Source organism: Pedobacter superstes, from assembly GCF_037622515.1.
Lineage (GTDB): Bacteria > Bacteroidota > Bacteroidia > Sphingobacteriales > Sphingobacteriaceae > Paradesertivirga > Paradesertivirga superstes.
On sequence record NZ_JBBJCN010000005.1, the window covers coordinates 175,681 to 199,494 of the forward strand.

The window sequence follows — 23,814 nt, forward strand, 5'->3', positions numbered from 1 at the left end:
CCTGACCCGCGGCTTGGATTGCAGCTAGCTTTCTTTCAATCTTTTAGCTCAAGCCTCGACAGCCTTGATTTTTCGTTCTTTTTATCAAGAAAAAGAACAAGCCCTGCCCGGCAATGAGGGCAAACGTTCATCATTTCCCCTCCACTGCTCGTAGCGCTGAGCGGATCAGAGGAGTGCCTGGTATTGCTTTCCTTTGTCGCTTGCCGATCCTCACGGCCTCCCCACTCTTAAACCCCAGCTTCAAGTCTCAGGAATTCGGAATTATGTTGTCATCGTTTTTATAAATCCTGCTATCTGCATCCAGCAATGGGTTCATACCACTTTAGATGCTGCAAGGCAAGTCTCTATTTATTTTTATACTTTAGATATAAAGATGCCTGGAGCAGTATTGCATTTAGGCAGCTCATCTCTACACCAAGAAAACTCTTAATATGGATAATAAAACATCAAGAAGGATTTTCCTTCGTTCATCAGCTATCCTTGGCCTTGCAACAGCTTTCAGAATCGACGGAACATTTGCAAAAGCGATATCCAAAAATGATTTTCCTTCACCTGCTGACGGAAAAAATCTGGTGATTCTATTTCAGGGAGATTCGATTACTGATGGTAATCGCGGGCGTAATAACGATCCTAATCATATTATGGGGCATGGCTATGCATTTTCTGTTGCAAGCCGTGTTGGAGCCGACTTCCCCGCATCGCAGCTAACTTTTTATAACAGGGGAATTAGCGGAAACCGTGTTCCTGATTTAAAAAACCGCTGGCAAACCGATACATTGAATCTTAAGCCTGATGTATTAAGCGTTTTAGTTGGCATAAACGATGCCTCCAGGTTTATAAGCAGCCAGGCCACAGGAGTGCAGGATTATGATCTGTTTGAAACTACTTACAGAGATATTCTTTCCCAAAGCAAACAACAAAATGCTGAAACTCTTTTTGTGCTTTGTTTGCCTTTTGTTTATCCTGTAGGCAGGGTGAAGGAAAAGTGGCAGCCTTACCAGGATACCGTAGCAGAACTTACAAAAAGAATAAAAAAGCTGGCTCAGGAATTTAATGCTGTAATTGTAGATTTTCCGGCGGTTTTCGAAAAGGCATCGAAAAAGGCCCCCATTGATTACTGGACCTGGGATGGAATTCATCCTACCGTAGCCGGGCATGAACTAATGGCCCGCGAATGGATCAGACAGGTGAGTACTAGGCTTAAATTTTTGAAGGCTTATAAATATAAATAAGTTGATAAATCCTGGAGCCTTGAGTTGCTGGATGCTTAATAACCGTTGGATCTTAATGCGTCAAATGCATCCAGCCGGGACGGCCTCAGAGGGTTGAGCGTTAAGAAAGGTTGAAAGAAAGCTTGCAGAAAAGAACATTAAAGAGCTGCAGGGAAGCAATCCGGAGAAGCGTATTAGAAAAGTACGTGCCAGACAAACCTGACCCGCGGCTTGGATTGCAGATAGCTTTCTTTCAATCTTTTAGCTCAAGCCTCGATAGCCTTGATTTTTCGTTCTTTTTATCAAGAAAAAGGACTAGCCTGCCCGGCAATGAGGGCAAACTAACCTGATTTCCTTTCGTCCGCTCATTGGCCGCGGAGGCCTAGTCCTTTGTAGGGCAAAGGACCAAACCCTTTGTGAATCCCGAGGTGCCTTTTGCACAGGTCTCATCCGCAGTCCTTGCATCAGCGCTCAGGGCTTTGCCTGGCTTCCTCTTGCGCTCAATCCCAGACATCAGGAAACCAGCCGATGCCCTTTTCCTGCCCGCATGGGCCTGCTGATGCAAGAACTCTTTCCGGCACTTGCGGGATTCACGGGTCTCCGTGGGTTGGGATACGGCGAATTGGAAGGTTGCTGGATGCATAGTGCTTGTTGGATCTTAATGCGTCAAATGCAACCAGCCGGGACGGCCTCAGAGGATTGAGCGTTAAGAAAGGTTGAAAGAAAGCATGCAGAAAAGAACATTAAAGAGCTGCAAGGAAGCAATCCGGAGAAGCGTATTAGAAAAGTACGTGCCAGACAAACCTGACCCGCGGCTTGGATTGCAGATAGCTTTCTTTCAATCTTTTAGCTCAAGCCTCGACAGCCTTGATTTTTCGTTCTTTTTATCAAGAAAAAGAACAAGCCCTGCCCGGCAATGAGGGCAAAGATGCACTGTTTTTTTGAGAAGTTTTCATGATTTCCTTTCGTCCGCTCATTGGCGCGGAGCCTAGTCCTTTCACAGCGGAAAGGATCATGCCGAGCGTAACGAGACCATTTATACCTTTGAAAACAATAAGTGCTTATAAATAACTTTCGCTGTGTGAATCCCGAGGTGCCTTTTGCACAGGGCCTACCCGCAGTTCTTGCATCAGCGCTCTGCCTGGCTTCCTCTTGCGCTCAATCCCAGACTTCAGGAAACCAGCCGATGCCCTTTTCCTGCCCGCATGGGCCTGCTGATGCAAGAACTCTTTCCGGCACTTGCGGGATTCACGGGTTCTCCGTAGGTTGGGATACGGTTAATTGGAAGGTTGCTGGATGCATAGTACTTGTTGGATCTTAATGCGTCAAATGCATCCAGCCGGGACGGCCTCAGAGGATTGAGCGTTAAGAAAGGTTGAAAGAAAGCATGCAGAAAAGAACATTAAAGAGCTGCAAGGAAGCAATCCGGAGAAGCGTATTAGAAAAGTCCCTGCCCAGACAAACCTGACCCGCGGCTTGGATTGCAGATAGCTTTCTTTCAATCTTTTAGCTCAAGCCTCGACAGCCTTGATTTTTCGTTCTTTTTATCAAGAAAAAGGACAAGCCTGCCCGGCAATGAGGGCAAAGATGCACTGTTTTTTTGAGAAGATTTTCATGATTTCCTTTCGTCCGCTCATTGGCGCGGAGCCTAGTCCTTTCACAGCGAAAAGGACCATGCCGAGCGTAACGAGACCATTTATACCTTTGAAAACAATAAGTGCTTATAAATAACTTTCGCTGTGTGAATCCCGAGGTGCCTTTTGCACAGGGCCTACCCGCAGTTCTTGCATCAGCGCTCAGGGCTTTGCCTGGCTTTCCTCTTGCGCTCAATCCCAGACTTCAGGAAACCAGCCGATGCCCTTTTCCTGCCCGCATGGGCCTGCTGATGCAAGAACTCTTTCCGGCACTTGCGGGATTCACTGGTCTCCGTGGGTTGGGATACGGCGAATTGGAAGGTTGCTGGATGCATAGTACTTGTTGGATCTTAATGCGTCAAATGCATCCAGCCGGGACGGCCTCAGAGGATTGAGCGTTAAGAAAGGTTGAAAAGAAAGCATGCAGAAAAGAACATTAAAGAGCTGCAAGGAAGCAATCCGGAGAAGCGTATTAGAAAAGTACGTGCCAGACAAACCTGACCCGCGGCTTGGATTGCAGATAGCTTTCTTTCAATCTTTTAGCTCAAGCCTCGACAGCCTTGATTTTTCGTTCTTTTTATCAAGAAAAAGAACAAGCCTGCCCGGCAATGAGGGCAAACTTCATCATTTCCCTCCACTTGCTCGTAGCGTCTCGCTACGACCTCACGATCCTCAGATGACGGAATTTTGTTGTACCTTTTTCATAAGATCCTGTAGCTATTCTATAAGCTTTTACATCACCCTCAACACCGTATCTTAGCTTATTAAACGTAAATTTTACACTTATTCGAATGGCTTTATTATATATTTAGCTACAGATTATAAATTAATGATAATATTCTATTAAGAATTCAATGAAAATGAAAAGATCCTATCAAATTGTCGCCGCAAGCTTGATTCTGCTTGCTTTTTTATGTCGGGGAGTGGAGGCAAATGCACAGAATGTTAACAGTGTCGCCGGGCAGCCTGAACCCGGACAAATACCACCACATCCGCCGCGCTTGCCCGAAGGTGCTATTCCCGCATTTCCCGGAGCATGGGGAGGAGGGATGTTTACCACCGGAGGACGCGGAGGCAAAGTTATTGCCGTTACAAATCTTAACGATAGCGGTCCGGGAAGTTTCCGTGCTGCCTTAGAAACAGCCGGGCCACGTATTGTTATATTTCGTGTTGCTGGCACGCTCAAGGTGAGTGATGATCTTAATATCAATCATCCGGATATCACCATTGCGGGCCAGTCCGCTCCGGGCGATGGTATCTGTATTGCCGGTACACTGAATATCAACACACACAATGTCATCATCCGTCACCTGCGTGTGCGCCGTGGAGTTCCTACAGGCGGACAAGGTGATGATAACATAGGGGGAAATCCAGACAATCACATCATCATCGACCATTGCTCTACGAGCTGGGGTATGGACGAAAACATTTCGCTCTACCGGCACATGAGACAATCGCTGGACAAAAGCACACAGATAAAGGATGCCGCAGAGAATATTACCATTCAATGGACTATTTCCAGCGAAGCTCTCGATGCCCGGGGACATGCTTTCGGTGGCACCTGGGGAGGAAACCCATCTACATTTCATCACAACCTCTTCGCCAGCAATACTGCCCGCAATCCATCGATAGGCATGTCTGGTCCCTTTGATTTCCGGTACAATGTTGTCTTCAACTGGCGTCACCGTTCAATAGATGGCGGAGATGAAACTTCTATGGTCAATCTCATCAACAACTATTTCAAACCGGGGCCTGCTACCAATGAAGACATGCGCGCGGTCTTCGCCCGTATCGAACAACGCAGTATGTATTCTCCCGGTAGTGCGTGGGCCGAAGGTGGCTGGTACACTAAAGCGGCCAATCGTCCCGGCAAATGGTATGTTGCGGGCAATATCATGCACGGCAACCAGGAGGTAATTAACAACAACTGGGCCGGTATGCGCGGACCAGAGAACCTTGCGCGCGTGAATACCGCATTCGAAGGATGGCCGGTAGCGCCACACCAGACAGCCGGCGTCGCTTTCGAGTCGGTACTTGCGAAAGCCGGAGCAACTTTACCAAAACGCGATGCGGTTGATGTCCGGGTTACCGAAATGGTGCGCACAGGAAAACCAATGACGCAAACCGGTATCATCAAAGCCGTGTCCGAAGTTGGAGGTTATCCAAACCTGACATACGATCCTGCCCGGGTACCTGTTGATACCGACAGCGATGGTATGCCCGACGCATGGGAAATCAAAAACAAGCTTGATCCTAAAAATGCCAAAGATGGCGCTTTGGATTCTGACGGCGATGTATATACTAATGTTGAAGAATTCCTTAACGGGACTAATCCCCAGGAAAAAATCAATTACCGCAATCTGGGCAACAACATCGATTCAATTAGTTAAGCAAAATCTGAGACCAGGCAAATAAAGAGGCTGGTTTGAAAGATAAGTAAACAAACAAGCCCAATCTCAAAAAAGAGGTTGGGCTTTTGCTTTAGATGGAAGGCTGGGTGATGGGGCTGGTAGGAAATGTCCCGGGTGGGGCTGCGTCACTTGATCATAGACTTTGTTAGCACACTTTGTCATGGCAAGAGCAGCGAGACATCTAATCTTCATGCTCAAGAGATTTCTCCTTTCGTCGAAATGACAAGGGGGATTAAATAGCGATATGCGCTCGAACAAGTACATGGCTCTTGTTGCCGACATGGCGCATTACGATTGCCGATCAGATCGGCAATGACGTCGCTCTAAAAACGACGATTATCATTCAGCAATAACGACACTCGTCCGACAATCCGTCCCCGTCATTCCTGTGCAGACAGGAATCCTAATGCAGAGCAAAGTGCTCTTTCCGGCATGGCGCTCTAGGATCGCCGATCAGATCGGCAATGACGTCGCTCTAAGCACGACGATTATCATTCAGCAATAACGACACTCGTCCGACAACCCGTCCCCGTCATTCCTGTGCAGACAGGAATCCTAATGCAGAGCAATTGCCCTTTCGCAGGCATGGCGCTTAGGATTGCCGAGGCAATTGTTGATACACCCTGTTAGCACACTTTGTCATGTCGAGAGCAGCGATACATCTGATCTTTCATACTCAAGAGATTTCTCCTTTCGTCGAAATGCAAAATCCCAAAGTCCTCTCCTTTGGACAGGATTTAGTTGAGGCCATTCCTGGCCCGTCCTCTTGGTTCATCGGCTTCATGCAGCACAATGTCTGAATGTAAGAACCCTGCTGCATCTGCTGAATCTTTTACTTTGATAGCACTGCGTTCTAACATTTCTGATTCAAATTCAGTCAATACGCTTTCCCTCAATCCGGCGTCTCTCCAATCAGATTGGGCTCTGCATCCTTTTGCAATTCCACGAGCAAGAGCTAAGGCATCCAGCAAAGCTTGATTTGCACCCTGTCCTTTGAACGGGCTCATCGGATGGGCCGCATCTCCAATCAAAGTCACCGGTCCGCCCGTGGCCAGCAATTCTGGCCTGAGTAATTCACGGTCATAAACAGGGTAGCCTGACACCTGAGCTTCCAAAGTAGCTGCTATAATCTGGGGAACGGGATGGTGCCATTGCATTCTGCGAATTGCTTCTTCTTTGAGTGCTTTTGCTCCCAGCGCACTCAACGCTTTAGCTTCCTCTAAAGGCGTTTGGAAGCTAAATTGCCACATTATCGCATCTTGCGAATAAGGCATCATATAAATTCGCTCATTCCCATTTACGGTTTGAAATACCGTGGCAGAGTCCAGCAGCGCACTCTCAACACCTTCAAGAGCCTCGAGCGAACAGATGCCCAATATAACTATACAACCAAGGTAGCGCAAGGGTGTACTATTCTCGCCAATGAGCAAGCTCCGGACCGAACTGCGAATGCCATCGGCTCCAACTATCAAATCTGCCCGGTGAGTTTTAATCTCTCCATTCAATGAAAAACTAAGTTCAACGCCATCATTCTTAGACTTCTTAAAATCTACCAGCTGATGTCCCCATTGCACCGCATCATTTCCACCTAGCTGCTCCAACAGGGCTAAACGCAGAGACTGACGGGCGATATGAACATTGGTGCGCTTTGGATACCCTGTTTCATTCTTTTGCAACCACTTCCTCACTCCCCATTCTGCAATCACTATTCCATCGGGGTTATGAACCACATGCTTTGTTGAAATCAATCTTCCTTTTAGAGAGAAAATCCCTAATCCCTCAATCGCTTTACTTGCTTGTTGCAGCGTAAGGCCGTAGCCTTGAGAACGTGTATTGAAGCCAGTATCTCGCTCATAAAGCGTAAAAGGAATCCCGCGGTGCAAACAAGCTACAGCCAGCGCAACTCCGCCAATACCACCGCCAATAATGGCTACATGCGGATAAATTTCCTTAGTCGGAATTGGTTTACTGGCGGACGAAATTAAACCGGATCCGCTGCAATCCAGGCATGGATATAAGTCACCCTTAGGGGGAACAGGAGGCGTTCCTTCGCCATTTGTTATTTCGAATTCTTTTAATGCTATCTGGTAAAGGAGCCGCACTTTCTTACGGAGCTTTCGGCGTTTTTTGCTTCGTCCGTTGCATTCAGGACAAACAGCCCAGTAAGGGCTCGTATTTTTTGTGGTTTTCAATCTTGTTTAATAATGCTTGAAATTTTTCGGGATTGCCTGGATTACAGCCAGAAAAAAAGGTAAAGCCGTTTTATATTGTATTTCAGTTGGTTTTTGTAACGTTTATTGTGTGGATAAATTATGATCTATAATTCGAATCGTAAATCCATAGATCTATTCTTCGTTAGGGCCGAAAGGAAACTTTACTAACACAGTTTGGCTCATGACTCCCTTTTCAAATTTTGCAATGCAGGCGTCCTTGAATGGGGGCAAAATATTTCCGTCTTCCTGTGAAAGATATTTCTGGTCAGAGTTTCCTTTGAGGAAATAATACACTTTTGTATTGCCGTATTTTGTATGTGGCATCTGTTTACCATAAGTCTCCATTTCTTTCCAAACGGTGTCCTCCACAGAAACAGCATATACACGAAGTACCGGCCCTGTGTTTTGCTCGTTGCGATAAAAGGCCAGTTCTTTAAAGTTTCCTTTCAAATCTTTGCCGGCGGGAAGCGTCAACGATTCGTAAACCATGTAGAGGCATATTGCCGCGCCGAAAGCGGTGAAAAAATAGCTGCGTTTGATAAGCATCGGATAGTTTTTCATCAGAATATATTTGTCTTTTAATGGCTATGACGCTATCATGAGTATGTTCATTGCTATTGGTGAGCGTTTGCTCATGATGGTTTCATTTGAATATAATTGTTTTTTATAGGCTATGAAGCTATCATGACCATATTTTTCACAGGTATTATTTTTTTAGAGGTGTTCAAGAGAACGCTTCGCTAAGTTCATTGCTATTGGTGAGCGGTTTGCTCATGATGGTTTCATCAGAATATATTTGTTTTTTATCGGCTATGAAGCCCGTCCGAACGGCATGGCCGGGCGGGCTTGCATGAGCTTATTTTTCACTCGTTTATATTTTATCAGCGGTGTTCAAGAGAACGCTTCGCTAAGTTCATTTCGGTTTGTGCGCGGAAAGCCCGCCTGCTTTTCGGGCAGGCTCATGCAGGTTTCTTTAGCAAAGATAGAACTAAAGTATCTGGTCCGACGGTTCAGAGATGTCAATTACAGAGTTTAGCCTTTGTTGGTGACAACACCAACATGAGCAGAGAAAAAATGGGACATCAAAGGATTTCTACCCCCAGTGTTCTCTCGAATATATAGCAAACTCTCTCATACTTAATTCGACTGCACTTGCAAGTCTTCTCACGTAAAAAGCTTCCTTTTCATGGCCGTTTTTATCTCTCATTTTTAAAAACACCGGATTAGACGCTTTTTCGTTTATTTGCACCAATGCAACGGTTTTACCGCCTAGATATTTAAATGTCACATCAAATTTTCCAGTAAAAGCATTACCGAAATAATTCTGAACAAGGTTATCAAAGTGTTTTAAAAATTCGTCTTCCTTATTTTTACCTTTAAAAGTTGGAAAGTCGGTCTCGTCCAGGCCTATAACGTTTCCGTTATCGTCTATGCCAATAAGGATAGTACCGCCTCCGGTATTTAGAAATGCTGCTATATTTTTGAAGGTACTATGCTCTACTGTATTCAACGCTTGTTCAGTTTTTAAGCAAAATCTTAATGACGATTTAAATTCTATAACTTTCGATTCACCACCATTAATCATTGATTGAATTTCGTTTATTCTTGGATTTTGAACGTAATAATTTAACTTTTCAAATAAGCTGATTAATCCATCTGGTGTCTTTTGGTAAATATCTTCACCTGAAGTAAATCTTCTATATCCATCAAATGCGTCGTCGTCACCTGTTAATATTATCCTAGGAAAGTGAGGAAAATTAACATCTAAATATTTTGTTGCTGTACCTATAAATCCTTCGTGTTCAATTTCCTGATCATCACTGATTAAACATTTGATGTCAAGTATGACAGCAACAATTTTCGAATTCAATTTTGGCATGACTGCCTGAAGTCCTTCAAAGCTTCTTTTATAAATTAACTGGAAGCCTCGGGCTTGAGCTTCAATTAAAAAGCTTTCTTTGAAAGCTTCGTCATCATCCACTAGTAAGATATTATTCATATTGATTAAGGTTTTTGGGAATTTCAATCGTCAAAAAAAATCCTTTTTTGACATTTTCTTTTATAGCTAAATTGCCACCGTGTGCTTTTACTATCCTAAAGATGTAATTACCCCCGATCCCTGAGCCTGAACTGTTTTTACTCTTTGTAAAAGGTGCTATATAGCTTTGTTCACTAAGGGGAAATGCCTCTCCATTATTGCTGTATTCTATAACAAGAAGGTCTCTACTTCTATCTTCTGAAATAGTAAATTGTACTTTATTGACGTTAGAGCCTTTTTTAAAAGCATGTTTTTCAGCATTAATTAAAAGCTGATCAATAATTGTTTTGAAGGATTTGTCGTGTATGAATGCGCTTACATGAGCGCCTTTAAGTTCGATAGAAAAACGACTTCTTATCTCCAATCGTTTTGAATTCAAATATTCTTCAAAAAGCTGAAATACATCTACTTCAATAAAATCAGTTGGCTTCAGGTTAAAGCTCATTACATCTTTCACTGTTGACAACATATCACTCAATTGTTTAGAATCATCCAAGAGCTTCGTACACACATCCAATAAATTATAGTTTTCAGTTGGCTCAATTTCATTTACCAAGTCAATATCAATATTCTCTACAAAAGTTTCTTCGTCATATTCAGTAACCTTTTCAAGGCTGTTCTTATTAATAATCCGCTTTATCTTACCGCTCAAAGTGCTGATATTTAACAGTTTTGGCCTTAACTCATGTACAAGAGTGCGAACAATATCCGACTCTAGCTGAATTTCCTGCTCTTCGAAACCAATTGCTTTTAAGCGTTGATTAACCTTCGCTTTTTCGCTCGCGATAATATTCGCTTTTTGGGTTGCGATAAATTCATTCTGAGAAATTAAAGGCATGTAAGGTATTACAATTTGTTTCAGCGCTTTGATGCTTATAAATGGCATTGCAGCGCCACTTCTCTTTTGTTCAATTTGGCTTACAACTACCGGGGAATAAAGCTGATAATACAGATACTCAAGATTTAGAGAATGCTGTCCGGTAGGTACCAATGAGAAGACCCCCGTATGAGTGATTATTTCTGGAATCTTGGAACTCGGTTTAAAATAAGTCGGTTTCAAATTATCCCCGAGTCGTGCGACTAAAAGCATTTCTGACCTAAAAACGAGACGTTGGTAGTTTGGAGACCTAACATAATTTTCAAATCTATTAGATGAAAGATACATATCCAGGATATCTTTTTCTAAGTTCTCTATCTTGATATATGGTATACCTTCACTATACCCTATATCTCCCCTGTTGTTAATCGTATTTCCAGCCTGTATATGCACTAAATCAGATAAGAGGACAGCTTTATTTTCATTAAGTAGGTTATTTACCTCTTTAAAAGTTTCGATATAAAACTTAACTTGAAGGGTATCTCTGATTAAAATATCTGCTGTGGAAACTATCTGAACAGTGTTATCGTCTATATATTTTTCCTTATACGAATCGATAACCTGCTTTGTATTAAATTTTATGTTCCTATTGCTGGTTCCGGTATTTTCGACATTTATAAATTTCACGTGGCCGATTAAGTAAGAAGGCTTTCTTTTACTTAATACTATAATTGACGCTTTTCCATTTGTATATGGTTTCAAGCTTCCGGAAGGGAGACTTATCACAGTTTCTATGAAATCTTCTCGCAATAGCAAGTTCCGGACCTTCTGTTCACTTCCTCCAGAATCAAGAAATGAATCAGAAACCGTGAACACCGCTTTTCCTTTGCTGTTTAATTTAGATAATATAAAAAGAACCAGACTACTTAGCCCTCGTCCACTCTTTGGAAGCTGAATATCCCAACGAGAATTCAACTCTAACTGGATATCAGGATTAGGGGCACTCAATAATGGAAGATCACCGATAATGTAATCGTAGCTATTATCTGACTTTAACTCATTAAAACAGTCTTCTGTTTTAATTTCAACATGAAACGCCCCATTCATTACCAGGTTCATGAATGCTAATTGAGTAGTTCGATAGTTGATTTCTGTACCTTTGATGTAGAGAGATTCTCTACTTACCTTAAACGCTTTTGTCAATAATCCTGCAGTTCCGCAAACAGGATCATACAAGCTTCCACCTTTAGGATTTAATATCCCTACCATTAACTCACTAACTTGATGAGGTGTACGAACTAATTCAGACTTAAAATTATCTGATAAATTGAGCTCTAGAATATACTCAAACGCAGCACCAAATTCTTCGGTTGAAAGTAGGCTTGTATCTATAGCTTCTAGATTTAATATTACATCTCTTAGTTTTTCTAAATCAAGTCTTTCTAGTAAGTTACTGATATCGGTGAAAATGTGAACCGGAAATCGGTTGTCACTATCAATGTAAGATATGCTTTGCAGCCAGTCACGGCTGTGCGTTGACTTCAATAAACCGTATGACTTATAAGTTGGAAGAGTAATCTGTTTGGAAATTTCCGAATCCGGACTTAAGTCATAAAGTCTTTTATAAAAGAATAAGCCCGCTATGATAAACTGCAAATCCGTATTGGTATAGGTGCCCCTTAAAATATTTGCAATGTACCAGTATGAAGAAAGCAGCGCGTTCCACCTCTTATCACTACTAAGAATAATGCGGCCGTTAATATTGTCGAACAGATGAGAGTATTGATTAACTCTGGCATCAATCTGACTGCTAGTTAATAGCTTAGAATCACCTCGTTTGTATAGCTGTCTAGAATTTATCTCTTGTGCTATTTCAACCGGTGTTAAAGGGAAACTCGTTTCTTCTAAGACTAGATAAATAGCTTCATGTAACTTCATAATACGTAATTAATAAATAATAGGCGTAATTCCTTACCCTTGCTTTTGTTAGCATTTTCCCCCCACTTTGGCGCAAGCATGCAGCCTTAGCCCTGGGCGAATGGCTGCTTGTGCCTTTGCATACCAGACTCAGATTCGCATTCTCAATCTGTTGTTTGTTTTCATTTAAAGCACAAGTACCCTCTGCTCATTGCCACCCTGCATACTTGCTCTAAAGGGGGCTACACAGACTTGCGGTTATTTAACCATCTGGTAAATCCTATTAAATAATTCAGTCGTCAATCCACACTGATCAGAACTGGCCCCTAAATAATTATCTGGTTTACGATAACAACCAGTTCTCTGAATTCTAAGAAGCATAGGATTAAGTTCTTCGGTAGTAATACCTATCTTGTTACATACTTCCAATTTAAAATCATCCCAATAAGAGCTCATGTTTTTCATCCGAAAAACTTCATCCTTATCTGCAAATTTTTCTTCATATTTAAACTTAATCATTAGAATTGCAAACTCCCTATCCGTCAATTCATTAAAGATTGCAGTGTAGTCTTCAAACTGGTCTATGTTAATCTCGCCTTTATACAAATGTTTTAAAATTTTTGCAAATCTTTCTATTTTTTCATCGGATCTTGTTCTTAATACATAGTTAACCGTAGAAAAATAAGCATGCAAAAATTCTTGATTTTCTATTACGTCAGGAGATAATACCGCTTCCCCCGTGTTTTGCTGAAAAAAAATTTTTATTTTTTTTTCTTTATACTCAGTAATGTACTTTCCAAGCAATCCATCTATTACAGAACCGATGGGAAAACCACCTAAGTTTAGTAATTCCACTAGACTTTTTACGGTTGGATTTTCCTGATACAAGTCTAAAAGATTCTCAAGAGTTTCTCCCATTGCTTAACATTAAAATTGTTTTAGGTTTGCCAGTTATGCCCACTTTCTAAGTTTCTTGCCATAGGCCTCATCAAATTCTTTTACAGCCAACAAGCAAGTAGCATATAAAGAGTCAAAATATGTCATTAAGCAAGTAACTGGTTTTCCATTAAGTTGTTCTCCCTCTTTTCTTATTCTATTATCTATATACTCCAACATTAATTTTCCACTCATCACATCTTTATAAAGTATTCGCATAGTAGATGAGGATGTAGCATAATACTTTTTCATTAATCCGTTGATATGTAACTGTTTTTCACGTGTTAACTTATCGTATTCCCGAGCTGCAAAAGTTTCAAGGGGATCGCAGTATTTCCTTAATGGATAACCCACCTCTTCAAGTGAATCGATTACTGATTCTAACCAACGAGATCTAAATGAATTTTGAAATTCATCAAATGTTAAAAGCGCAACATTTGAGTTTTTAGCAGCCTCGAATGCACCCGATTGAAACCCATTTTTTGATATAATGAGCCCCATATTAGCTCCATAATCTGCAATTACAGATCTGAAAGAATGAATTATGGTTTTTGGGACAGCACTTGTCCAATATTTGCACTCAACTATATTTATATCAACTAAATGATCTGTTGTTTTTTCACAATATACATCGACGTTTACCACTCCCCTTGCTGTTTGAATATCCTTTTCTACTGTTGCATTAAAGCCAAGATCTAAATATATCTTAGCAACTTTGTTTTGCAAATCACGCCAGTCAGAAGGTTCTAAATTATAAATAGGGATCATTGGAGTTTATGTTAATTGAAATTTTCTGCGAGTGTGTAACTAAATTGTATCCCCTATTTATTTTTAACCCCCTATCCATTCAAACTATTATAAACCTTCTTCAACATATAACTCCTCACCAGCCCTCCAAACTCCTGATCATCCATCATCTTAGAAAAAATATCCTGGTTCTGCTCCATGCGGCCAATTAGCTTATCCATGAAGATATCATCAAAGCCGAATTTGAAATTTTCAATGGTATTCGATCTGGCTTGCTGAACTAATTTAGAATCTGCAATTAATTCCGCTTCTATCTGGTCGAAGAACAATTTGTCGGCATCACCAAACTCCGTTGAAAACCTCTTATTCAACACCTCAATAATTTCCGAAAGGGCAGCCCTTTCCTCCTTGTTCATCCGGATGCCGGATTCATTTGAACCATCCAAGCCATACTCTCCAAGAGGCTCAAGCGCTATGTTAGTTTCACTGATTCGTTGCAGTCTGTAGTATTCCAGTGAAACCTCGTCGCCTAGTTTAAAGCGGTCGCTACTGTTACGTGGAAGGGTGCGAAGCAGAAACTTGCCGTAGGTATATAGCTTTTCCAACCCCACATCCTTAAAGGGCATTATTTGAGTAAGGAAAGAATACAAGCGCACAAACGACTGAAGGGAATTCTTAAAGCCTTCCTGCGTAGACTGTGTGGTGATGATATCATCACTGGTATTCTCCAGAGGCAGTTGTTTGTAGCGGTCTACCGCCGGACCCATATACGCATACAGCTTCTTTTGCTCCGTAGCCGAAAAAGCTTTCGCCGATTTAAAATAAACATTGCAGAAATTATCTACTTCCGTATCCCAAATAACCTGCGCTTTTGTAATCTCGGTCTTTAAATCGTATAAATGATTCGGGTCGGTGGTTGTTTCTACAGTAGTTAATTCGTAGTAGGGCTGAAAGGAATCTAATATGTCCTGTGTTTCGTTGGCGAAATCCAGCACAAAAGTATCTTCCTTTCCGGCGCTCATGCGGTTGAGGCGGGAAAGTGTTTGCACCGCCTTAACGCCTGACAGTTTCTTATCTACATACATGGTATGCAGTAAGGGCTGGTCGAAACCGGTTTGGTATTTATCTGCTACCAGCAGTAACTGGTATTCGTTGGTATTAAACTTCTTTGGAAGTTCCTTTTCTTTAAAGCCGTTTAGTTCAACTTCAGTGACTCCTTCGGGATACATGTCATACATCACCTTGGCCGAAAAAGCTACTATAGTTTTTATATCAGTATAGTTTTTCTCTTTGATGTAGCGGTCGAACTCCTCTTTATAACGCACTGCATGCAAACGCGAACTGGTTACTACCATTGCTTTTGCCTTGCCACCAATCTTCTTAGAAACCACCTGTCTGAAATGCTCCACCATTACTTCGGTTTTCTGAGCCAAGTTATGTGGGTGCAGCGATAGAAAACGAGCGATTGCCCGTGCTGCCTGCTTTTTATTAACCGCCGGGTCGTCTTCTATTTGCTTAGACAGCTTAAAGAAAGTTTTGTAAGTAGTGTAATTGCTTAGCACATCTAAAATAAAGCCTTCTTCAATGGCCTGCTTCATGGAATATACATGAAAGGGCTTTGGAATGCCTTTGGTATCCGGTGTGCCGAACACTTCAATGGTTTTGGCTTTAGGTGTTGCCGTAAAAGCAAAGAAGCTTAAATTGTCCTGCTTGCCTCGGGCCTGCATCGACTTGCGAATTTCATCCTCGGCATCTTCATCTAAGCCGGAATATGTTTCTTCCTGCTCCGCCTCTTCCAGTGATTTAGCGGCAAGCACTTCTTTCATTTTCTTTGTCGCTTCGCCGCCTTGCGATGAATGTGCCTCATCTATTATTACTGCATACTTGCGATTAGGCAAGGTTTCTATCTTGTCTAAGATGAAAGGAAACTTTTGCAGCGTGGTGATAATGATATTTGAACCGGAAGAAATAGCATCAGAAAGCTGCTGCGAATCTTTATCTATTTTATGTACAACGCCTTGCTTGTGTTCAAACTGATAAATGGTGTTTTGCAGCTGGTTGTCTAATACTTTTCTGTCAGTTATTACAATGACTGAATCAAAAATACGCTCGTTGCTGGCATCATGCAGACTGGATAAGCGATACGATAACCAAGCGATGGAATTGGACTTACCCGAACCTGCGGAATGCTGTATCAGGTAATTTTTGCCTGCACCATGTTCACGAGCATTCCTTTCCAATTTGCGAACCACCTGTAATTGGTGGTAACGCGGAAACACCATCGTTTCTTTAACCTTGCTAACACCATCGAACTCGTATTCTTCCGAACTTAAATGAAGGAACTTGCCGATGATATCCATAAAGCTATCCTTCGCCCATACATATTCCCATAAGTAGGAGGTACGGTAACCATCCGGGTTTAGCGGATTACCCGCGCCGTTATCTTTACCTATATTAAAAGGAAGGTAACGGGTACTTTTTCCGGCGAGCTTGGTAGTCATAGAACATTCGTCGGCATCCAAAGCGAAATGCACCAGGCTGCGTTTTTTAAACTGGAAGATTGGTTCCGTTGCTTCCCTGTCGTATACGTATTGCTTTTTGGCGTGGTTAATATCCTGACCAGTAAACTGATTTTTTAACTCAACGGTAGCGATAGGCAAACCGTTTAAGCTTAAAACCATATCCAGCGAATTGCTGCCCTTACGCTCGTAAAATAGCTGGCGGGTTACCGATAGCTGATTGCTTTGGTATTGCAGTTCTGCATTGGCGTTAAGGGTCGACTCGGGTTTTAAATAACCCATTTTAAACTTTACACCATAATCGGTAAAGCCGTTACGAATTACATCCAGCGTACCTCGTAAATCCAATTCCTTTAATAAGCGCTGGAGAACTTTTTTCTCAATATCTGTTTTATGGATGTTTGAGATTTTATCCCATTCTTTAGGTTGAGATGCTTTCAGAAAACCCGTGATATAACCGGGAAATAAACCCAGTTCTGCATCAAAATCATCGGAGAAACCTTTTATATAGCCTCCCTGGCTGGTTAACGATTCTTCTATTGCTGCTTCAAATGTTTGTTCGGTGTGGATTCCTTTTGCCATGCTTTCAGGAGACTAGTTCGGTAGATTCTGCTATAACCTCATCTCTTACATCTACTTTACCCGTCACTACTTCTGAAATTAAGGCTGTTTTATATTCTTTTAGGAGTCGGATTTCTTGTTGGGCATTCTTTTTTATCAAATCAATTTCTCTGTTCTTATCATCAATGAAACGAGAAATTTCGTTCTGTTCGGTAGATGAATTCGGTAGTGCTATCCAAAAATTATTTAACGTACTAGTAGTTAATTGGTTGATAGTGGCAGTGAGAAATAATGCAGATTGAGAGGTAAATATAGAAGAATTAAAATAATGCTTCAAGAATTTCCAATTCGGAGATCTAAAGATCATCATAAAGGCTCCAAATGTACTACCTTCCATATCCTTGTCAATGCATATATTTTTTCCGATAAGATTCTTACTACCATTTCTTGAACAGATTAAAATATCACCTCGCTTTAATGTTAACTTCACTGGTATTTTACTATTTACATACACATTATCTTTTAAGCTCAGCTCTCCGTTTTGTATATTGGAAGACCTTAAGACAAGAGTTCCCTCATTTTCTTCTACAACATTATTCGGTGCATAGGTCAGTCCGCCAAAAGCGGACCCAATAAATTTCAAACGTTTCAATTCCCAATGGTTTGGTATTTTGCCTATCCATTCAACCCCGCTATCCTTCATCGGCCCATCAGGATTTAAACCTTTGGTTACTGACTGGTTAATAATAGCAGTACGTTCTTCATTTAACAGCTCAATAAGCTTTTCCTTATCAGTGATGAGTTTATCTATTTGAGTTGTTTTATGGTCGAGGTATTGAGCTATTTGGGTTTGTTCTTCGATGGTCGGAACAGGGATATAGAAGGACTTTAGTGTCCCCGTAGGTAATTCTTTAAACGTTGAACCTTCTCCTAAAGACTCCAAAAAAGGCCTTGCGTGTTTTAGGAAATAATAGCAATAGACGTTGTTAATTGCCGTTGGTATAACAGTCTTACACCCTTGATTAGTACAAGCTTGAATATCTAAAATGCCTATATGTCCGATAGGAGCCCTCGTAGATATTACTACAGAGCCTTTACTCGCCATTCGGGTTCCACAACTCTCGTACCCCTCTTTTGTGATAGTCCTTCTTGTGTTTACTATTAATCTGTCTTTTAACTTCCCTAAATCGTCAGTTGTTACCCAGTTAACATCTCCATCCCAGTATTTGTCTTCAGAACTGCTTGGAGTGGAGCCATTTTGGATTGTTGAAACATGTTTGAGTGCTACACATTGCCATCCCTTCGGTATGCATCCAATCCATTCAACACTAGAATCTCTATAATCTTTATACCTCTTCATTAAGCAATCACCTCTTTAATTAACCCCAATGTTTCCTCTTCCAATGCCATGATATCTTTTCGGATATCCTCTAAAGAACGGAGCGGCTTATACTGGTAAAAGTATTTGGTGAAGTTAATTTCATAACCCACTTTAGTTTTGCTTTCGTCAACCCAGGCATCGGGCACATGCGGCAATACTTCCTTTTTAATGTATTCGGGTATATCCTGCTTTAGTGGAATGTTTTCAGTATCACGCAGACTGCTGTCGGCTTTTGGCTTTCCGTTCTTATCTGTTTTGATATTTCCTTTGGCATCTCGCTCGGGTCGTTCTACCGTTACCTTGTAATAGCCAAAGTCTTTATTGTCAAATATCTTGCTGTATTCATTAGCCACAAAATCGCCGTAAGCTTTGGTGAGTTCGGCAATATGACTGTTGCTTAGTTCATTTCGTTTATTACCCAGAGATTTGCTCATTTTCTTAAAGAAATCTACGGCGTTTATCAACTGAACTTTCCCTTTCCGCTCTACAGGTTTATGATTAGACAGCAGCCAAATGTAGGTGCTGATACCTGTATTGTAAAACAACTGGTTGGGCAGGGCGATAACCGCTTCCAGCATATCGTTCTCTATGATCCACTGACGTATGCTCGATTCGTTCTTTGTAGAGCTTGGGCTGCCTGAGAACAATGGAGAGCCATTAAACACAATCGCCAAACGGGAACCTTCAGGTTTCATTTTAGAAATCAGGTTCATCAGGAACAGAAAAGAGCCATCGCTGGTAGATGGCAGACCTGCCCCAAACCGTCCGCCAAAGCCTTTCTCCTCGTGTTCGGCTTTTACCTTTTTCGCAATCTTCTCCCACTTTACACCAAAAGGAGGATTGGTAATCAAGTAATCGAACTTCTGATTAGCTAAATGGTCCTCCGAAATGCTGTTGCCTTTTTTAATGTTTACCGGGTTCTGCCCTTTAATCAGCATATCCGATTTACAGATGGCGTATGATTCGGGGTTCAGCTCTTGTCCGAAAACTTCTAAACGGGCATCCGGGTTCAGCTCATTGAGGTATTCTTCGGCAACGCTTAACATGCCGCCGGTTCCGGCACAGCAGTCGTATATCGTTTTAACAATTCCTTTTTGAGTTAAAATTTCCCTGTCGTTTAAAAATAGCAGGTTGATCATTAATCGAATAACTTCCCGCGGAGTAAAGTGCTCCCCGGCAGTTTCGTTGGATATTTCCGCAAACTTGCGTATCAGTTCTTCGAAGAGATAACCCATTTCCATGCTGCTTACCTTGTTCGGGTGCAGGTCTATTTCCTGGAAACGTTTAACCACCATAAACAAGAGGTTATTATCGTCCATGCGGTTAATCTGGTTATCAAACTCAAATTGTTCGATAATTTCGCGGGCATCAGCAGAGAAACCGTTGATGTAATCTCTAAGGTTCGCGGCTATGTTGTTCGGGTCGGCAATCAACTTATCGAAGGTAAACTGACTGCGGTTATGGAAATTGTAGCCAGCTACTTTATTCAGAATAGGGTCGATATTCTGTACTTTAACGAATTTTGCTTGCTCTAATACTTTCTCTTTTGTTTTTTCCAGCACACAATCCATCCTTCGTAAAACGGTTAAAGGCAATATTACTTTACCGTAATCGCTTTGCTTATAATCACCACGCAACAAGTCGGCTATAGCCCATATAAAGTTGGCGGTCTCTTTAAAATTCTTCATGAATATGATGTTTCAGAACTAAACTCAATCTGCCCTAAATGTATCAAATTGAATTGAGATAGGAAATTGAAAGATACAGGGAACTACCGTGACGTCCCTTCGCTCTTCGGAATTTGTACAGGAATCTGCTCCGGGTTCACATGGACAATGAAACCGGACTCATTTCAATTAAAGTTTAGTGTTTAAATACTCTAATATCTCTGCTTTTAATCCTTTCACTTACTCAATCTCATACTCCGAAATAATGGTCCGTTTAAACTCCATCACTTGCGGTGAAATTTTAAAACCGCGTCCTCCGTACCCTTTTGCGAAAGTTTGTATTTCATCGTAGGAAGTATAGCCAGAATCGTCATGCCCGTTAGATGCACCTGCATTACTTAGAAAAACCAATTTCCCTAGTTTCACACCGGCCCTGTTGCCCAGCTTTTTGGCGGATTGGAGGGCATCGTCATATGCCAGAAGATCGGCTTCACGGAAAAGGCTGTCGGCCTTTGAGTGATCAAACTGAATTTGGGAAATGCTGTTGATTTTTGTCTCCTTAATTTCCCGGTTAATTCGGTGAACTTCCGGATATCGTGAAGAACGAAATCGACAGATTGTTCGGCCCTAAAGCCAGTGAAAACATTCATTCTTCCGTTGTGTTGGTAATGCTTATCTGCCGATATACTGCTGGTTTTAATATCATTCTCGTTTGTGCGATAGCCTGACAGGATTGTTAGGACAGAATCCAATGTATGTTGTGTCAATCTAACGGCATTCACCATTTTTGGCTGGGTAAAGGATACCTGGAGTGTTAGGATAACAAGGTCGGGTTTAGCTCTGATCTTTCCCTCTCCGGTAACGCGGATGGTTTCGGGAATTTTGCTTGTAGTACCGGCACATGCTGCGAACAGCAGACAAAAAATGGTAAGGAATATTTCATATAGGTTTTTTAAAAGGTTTAGGAGTTAATGTACTCAATTTTCCTTAAATGCAAAGGTAAGGGGCTTAAGCGCTTATTAAATATCGCTATCTTAGAAGCATAATAGCAAGGTTTCTTAGCCCTGTAAGAAAATTTACCATATGAAACTTAAATCACTTATCCTGCTCAAAGCCTTGATGATTGGCGGCGGTTCTCATGCGAATGTGAAGACTACCCAAACTACTTTGATGTAGCGGGCATAAACGCAGATGCTTACGTGCTTGCGGTGAGGCTCGGAAACCAAATTGAAGGAGCTTACAGGCTGGAAAATAATGAAAATGTTGACTATAACAAGTTCCTTATCCACCTTACACCTACGAAGACGTATTATGGTAAACGGAGTAAAACTATTGGATTTTCGTTTACAAATTCTGCCTATGCTTGCAAATGTAGTGAGGAGTACCCTGGTTGGATGGGTTCTATAGAGCAATTGTCGGAAATTAAAATTTATAGTGACTCTGCATTCAACTTAGGAGAAAGTCCCTCTGTGCTGTTGAACCAATATTTTGAAATGGCTGGCATGACTGGAGACACGTATGAGGATTTCTTTGATCTCGACGCACTACTCAGCACCAAACCTGAGCTATCTGTCTTCTCCGTTAAACTTCGCCTCAAGGTGAAACCAACTGGTTCCCTGAATCATAAGTTCAGTATTGAATACAAGCTCACAAACGGTGAATCCTATACTGCTACAACGCAACAGATTATATTCAACTAAGATCGAGATAGGTTTGGAAGGAATTCAGGGACTTCTTCATGATCCTTCTGCGCATTATAAATTCCGAAGAGCAGAAGGTTTGGGATTTCCTTTTGTCCGCTCATTGGCGCGGAGCCTAGTCCGTTCTTGATTAGTATTTATGTTTTCTTTGGAATCAAGGAGGGCTTCGCCGTATGGCATAGCCGCAACCTGCGAAGCAAGCATGAGTGCAAAAACAATAAACACCTACGAATAACGGACCAAAACGGCCTAGAAAGAAAGAAGCTTCATCCGCAAGGCAAACACCCGGCCCGCCTTTCTTTCAGCCCAGCGCTCGTGTGTTCTACATTTGATGATTTTCGGCTGCGAAGACGGTGACTTGCAGGATGACAAGGAACCGACATAGTTCTAGGCGTTAAGTATGAACATTTGCCGGAAACTACAGCATCAATAACAGAATATCAGATCAAGTCTTTCGAATAGTGACCGACGTGCGAGCGGTGGGAGAACAAAAATGCGGCCGAGCTTATTTTTGTTCTTGATTTTTTGCTTACTTTTTTATCAAGAAAAAAGTAAGATGCCCGCCCGGCATAGAGGGCTTCTTGCTCTTCGGAATTTGTAATTCCTACTTTATCGCAGGTTCTGTGAACCGCAAACCAGCCAACCAGACCTGCTTAATATCATTTTACCCTTGCGGATGCCATAGCATCAAATATATTATTCCGGATTGCAATTTCCGAAGAGCGAAAAAGTTTTAATGATTTCCTTTTGTCCGCTCATTGGCGCGGAGCCTAGTCCGTTCTTGATTAGTATTTTTGTTTTCTTTGGAATCAAGGAGGGCTGCGCCGTATGGCATAGCCGCAACCTGCGAAGCAAGCATGAGTGCAAAAAAACAATAAACACCTACGAATAACGGACCAAACGGCCTAGAAAGAAAGATGCTTCATCCGCACAAGCAAACACCCGGCCCGCCTTTCTTTCAGCCCAGCGCTAGTGTGTTCTACATTCGATAATTTTCGCTGCGAAGATGTTGAATGCAGGATGCCTACCTAGACGGATACAGGAAACCGGCAGCATCCATAACAGAGTAAAAGTTCAAACATTAGCATTAACCGAAGAACGAGCGGTGGGAGAGGTTGCTGGATGCTTAGCTGTTGGATCTAATACGCCAAATGCATCCAGTTGGGAGGGCCTCAGAGGATTGAGCGTTAAGAAAGGTTGCAGAAAGAACATAAAGAACTGCAGGGAAGCAATCCGGAGAAGCGTATTAGAAAACAACCTACCAGACAAACCTAACCCGCGGCTTGGATTGCAGATAGCTTCCTTTCAAGCTTTTAGCTCAAAACTCGACAGCCTTGAGTTTTCGTTCTTTTTGTCAAGAAAAAGAACTAGCCTGCCCGGCAATGAGGGCAAACTTTCATGATTTCCTTTTGTCCGCTCATTGGCGCGGAGCCTAGTCCTTTCACCGCGGAAAGGACCAAACGCGTTGTGAATCCCGAGGTGCCTTTTGCACAGGGCTACCCGCAGTTCCTGCATCAGCGCTCAGGGCCGTGCCTGGCTCCTCCTGCGCTCAGGCCGGGCTTCAGGAACCAGCCAATGCCCTTTTCTTGCCCGCATGGGCCTGCTGATGCAAGAACTTTGGCAGGCACTTGCGGGATTCACGGGTCTCCGTAGGTCGGGATACGGTGAATTGAAAGGTTGCTGGATGCTTAGCTCTTGGATCTAATGCGCCAAATGCATCCAGTAGGGAGGGCCTCAGAGGATTGAGCGTTAAGAAAGGTTGAAAGAAAGCTTGCAGAAAAGAACATAAAGAGCTGCAGGGAAGCAATCCGGAGAAGCGTATTAGAAAATAACCTACCAGACAAACCTAACCCGCGGCTTGGATTGCAGATAGCTTCCTTTCAAGCTTTTAGCTCAAAACTCGACAGCCTTGAGTTTTCGTTCTTTTTGTCAAGAAAAAGAACTAGCCTGCCCGGCAATGAGGGCAAACTTTCATGATTTCCTTTTGTCAGCTCATTGGCGCGGAGCCTAGTCCGTTCTTGATTAGTATTTTTGTTTTCTTTGGAATCAAGGAGGGCTGCGC

13 protein-coding genes and 1 pseudogene are annotated in these 23,814 nt (G+C 42.2%); 3 read left to right on the top strand and 11 right to left on the bottom strand.

Annotation, left to right across the window (positions count from 1 at the left end):
* Positions 1-431 precede the first annotated feature (431 nt).
* Together WG906_RS14880 and WG906_RS14885 are read left to right on the top strand one after the other, a co-directional pair.
* Entirely contained in the window at positions 432-1,232 is an 801-nt protein-coding gene (locus tag WG906_RS14880) for an SGNH/GDSL hydrolase family protein (protein ID WP_339993572.1), read from the top strand.
* A 2,473-nt stretch (positions 1,233-3,705) separates the two neighbouring features.
* Positions 3,706-5,235: a pectate lyase family protein gene (locus tag WG906_RS14885; protein ID WP_339993573.1), complete on the top strand. Its 1,530-nt coding sequence runs from the start codon at positions 3,706-3,708 to the stop codon at positions 5,233-5,235.
* Positions 5,236-5,993: 758 nt separating this feature from the next.
* On the opposite strand, the gene WG906_RS14890 is transcribed toward WG906_RS14885, so the two are convergent.
* The 11 genes and pseudogenes from WG906_RS14890 to WG906_RS14940 all read right to left on the bottom strand — a co-directional run.
* Positions 5,994-7,448, bottom strand: a complete 1,455-nt coding sequence (locus WG906_RS14890; RefSeq protein WP_339993575.1) for an FAD-dependent oxidoreductase — start codon at positions 7,446-7,448, stop codon at positions 5,994-5,996.
* A gap of 153 nt (positions 7,449-7,601) precedes the next feature.
* Positions 7,602-8,030 (bottom strand): hypothetical protein, encoded by a 429-nt coding sequence (locus tag WG906_RS14895; RefSeq protein ID WP_339993576.1) that lies wholly within the window; start codon positions 8,028-8,030, stop codon positions 7,602-7,604.
* Between the two features lie 532 nt (positions 8,031-8,562).
* Complete coding sequence (locus WG906_RS14900; RefSeq protein ID WP_339993577.1) at positions 8,563-9,468, bottom strand: AlbA family DNA-binding domain-containing protein; 906 nt, start codon at positions 9,466-9,468, stop codon at positions 8,563-8,565.
* Positions 9,461-11,869 (bottom strand): N-6 DNA methylase, encoded by a 2,409-nt coding sequence (locus tag WG906_RS14905; protein ID WP_339993578.1) that lies wholly within the window; start codon positions 11,867-11,869, stop codon positions 9,461-9,463. Before WG906_RS14905 ends, WG906_RS14900 begins: the two co-directional genes overlap by 8 nt.
* Positions 11,870-12,499: 630 nt before the next feature.
* Positions 12,500-13,159: a hypothetical protein gene (locus WG906_RS14910; protein ID WP_339993579.1), complete on the bottom strand. Its 660-nt coding sequence runs from the start codon at positions 13,157-13,159 to the stop codon at positions 12,500-12,502.
* A gap of 33 nt (positions 13,160-13,192) precedes the next feature.
* On the bottom strand, positions 13,193-13,945 hold the full coding sequence (locus WG906_RS14915; RefSeq protein WP_339993580.1) for a restriction endonuclease: 753 nt from the start codon (positions 13,943-13,945) through the stop codon (positions 13,193-13,195).
* 71 nt (positions 13,946-14,016) lie between these two features.
* On the bottom strand, positions 14,017-17,025 hold the full coding sequence (locus tag WG906_RS14920; RefSeq protein WP_339993582.1) for a type I restriction endonuclease subunit R: 3,009 nt from the start codon (positions 17,023-17,025) through the stop codon (positions 14,017-14,019).
* A 4-nt stretch (positions 17,026-17,029) separates the two neighbouring features.
* Positions 17,030-18,364, bottom strand: coding sequence for a restriction endonuclease subunit S (locus WG906_RS14925; RefSeq protein ID WP_339993584.1), 1,335 nt, complete (start codon positions 18,362-18,364; stop codon positions 17,030-17,032).
* A complete protein-coding gene (locus WG906_RS14930; protein ID WP_339993585.1) occupies positions 18,364-20,073 on the bottom strand; it encodes a type I restriction-modification system subunit M in 1,710 nt (569 codons plus the stop codon). Before WG906_RS14930 ends, WG906_RS14925 begins: the two co-directional genes overlap by 1 nt.
* Positions 20,074-20,292: 219 nt before the next feature.
* Entirely contained in the window at positions 20,293-20,478 is a 186-nt protein-coding gene (locus tag WG906_RS14935) for a hypothetical protein (RefSeq protein ID WP_339993587.1), read from the bottom strand.
* 12 nt (positions 20,479-20,490) lie between these two features.
* A pseudogene (locus tag WG906_RS14940) lies at positions 20,491-20,990 on the bottom strand (SIMPL domain-containing protein); the annotation flags it as partial.
* Positions 20,991-21,260: 270 nt separating this feature from the next.
* On the opposite strand from WG906_RS14940, the gene WG906_RS14945 reads away from it, so the two are divergent.
* On the top strand, positions 21,261-21,752 hold the full coding sequence (locus WG906_RS14945) for a hypothetical protein (protein ID WP_339993588.1): 492 nt from the start codon (positions 21,261-21,263) through the stop codon (positions 21,750-21,752).
* The last annotated feature ends 2,062 nt before the right edge of the window (positions 21,753-23,814 follow it).

What these genes read in the sequence shown, in the direction of transcription:
- WG906_RS14915 (WP_339993580.1), bottom strand. Translation starts at nt 13,945, where the DNA reads ATGATCCCTATTTATAATTTAGAACCTTCTGACTGGCGTGATTTGCAA.
- WG906_RS14920 (WP_339993582.1), bottom strand. Translation starts at nt 17,025, where the DNA reads ATGGCAAAAGGAATCCACACCGAACAAACATTTGAAGCAGCAATAGAA.
- WG906_RS14885 (WP_339993573.1), top strand. Translation starts at nt 3,706, where the DNA reads ATGAAAAGATCCTATCAAATTGTCGCCGCAAGCTTGATTCTGCTTGCT.
- WG906_RS14895 (WP_339993576.1), bottom strand. Translation starts at nt 8,030, where the DNA reads ATGAAAAACTATCCGATGCTTATCAAACGCAGCTATTTTTTCACCGCT.
- WG906_RS14880 (WP_339993572.1), top strand. Translation starts at nt 432, where the DNA reads ATGGATAATAAAACATCAAGAAGGATTTTCCTTCGTTCATCAGCTATC.
- WG906_RS14910 (WP_339993579.1), bottom strand. Translation starts at nt 13,159, where the DNA reads ATGGGAGAAACTCTTGAGAATCTTTTAGACTTGTATCAGGAAAATCCA.
- WG906_RS14930 (WP_339993585.1), bottom strand. Translation starts at nt 20,073, where the DNA reads ATGAAGAATTTTAAAGAGACCGCCAACTTTATATGGGCTATAGCCGAC.
- WG906_RS14900 (WP_339993577.1), bottom strand. Translation starts at nt 9,468, where the DNA reads ATGAATAATATCTTACTAGTGGATGATGACGAAGCTTTCAAAGAAAGC.
- WG906_RS14925 (WP_339993584.1), bottom strand. Translation starts at nt 18,364, where the DNA reads ATGAAGAGGTATAAAGATTATAGAGATTCTAGTGTTGAATGGATTGGA.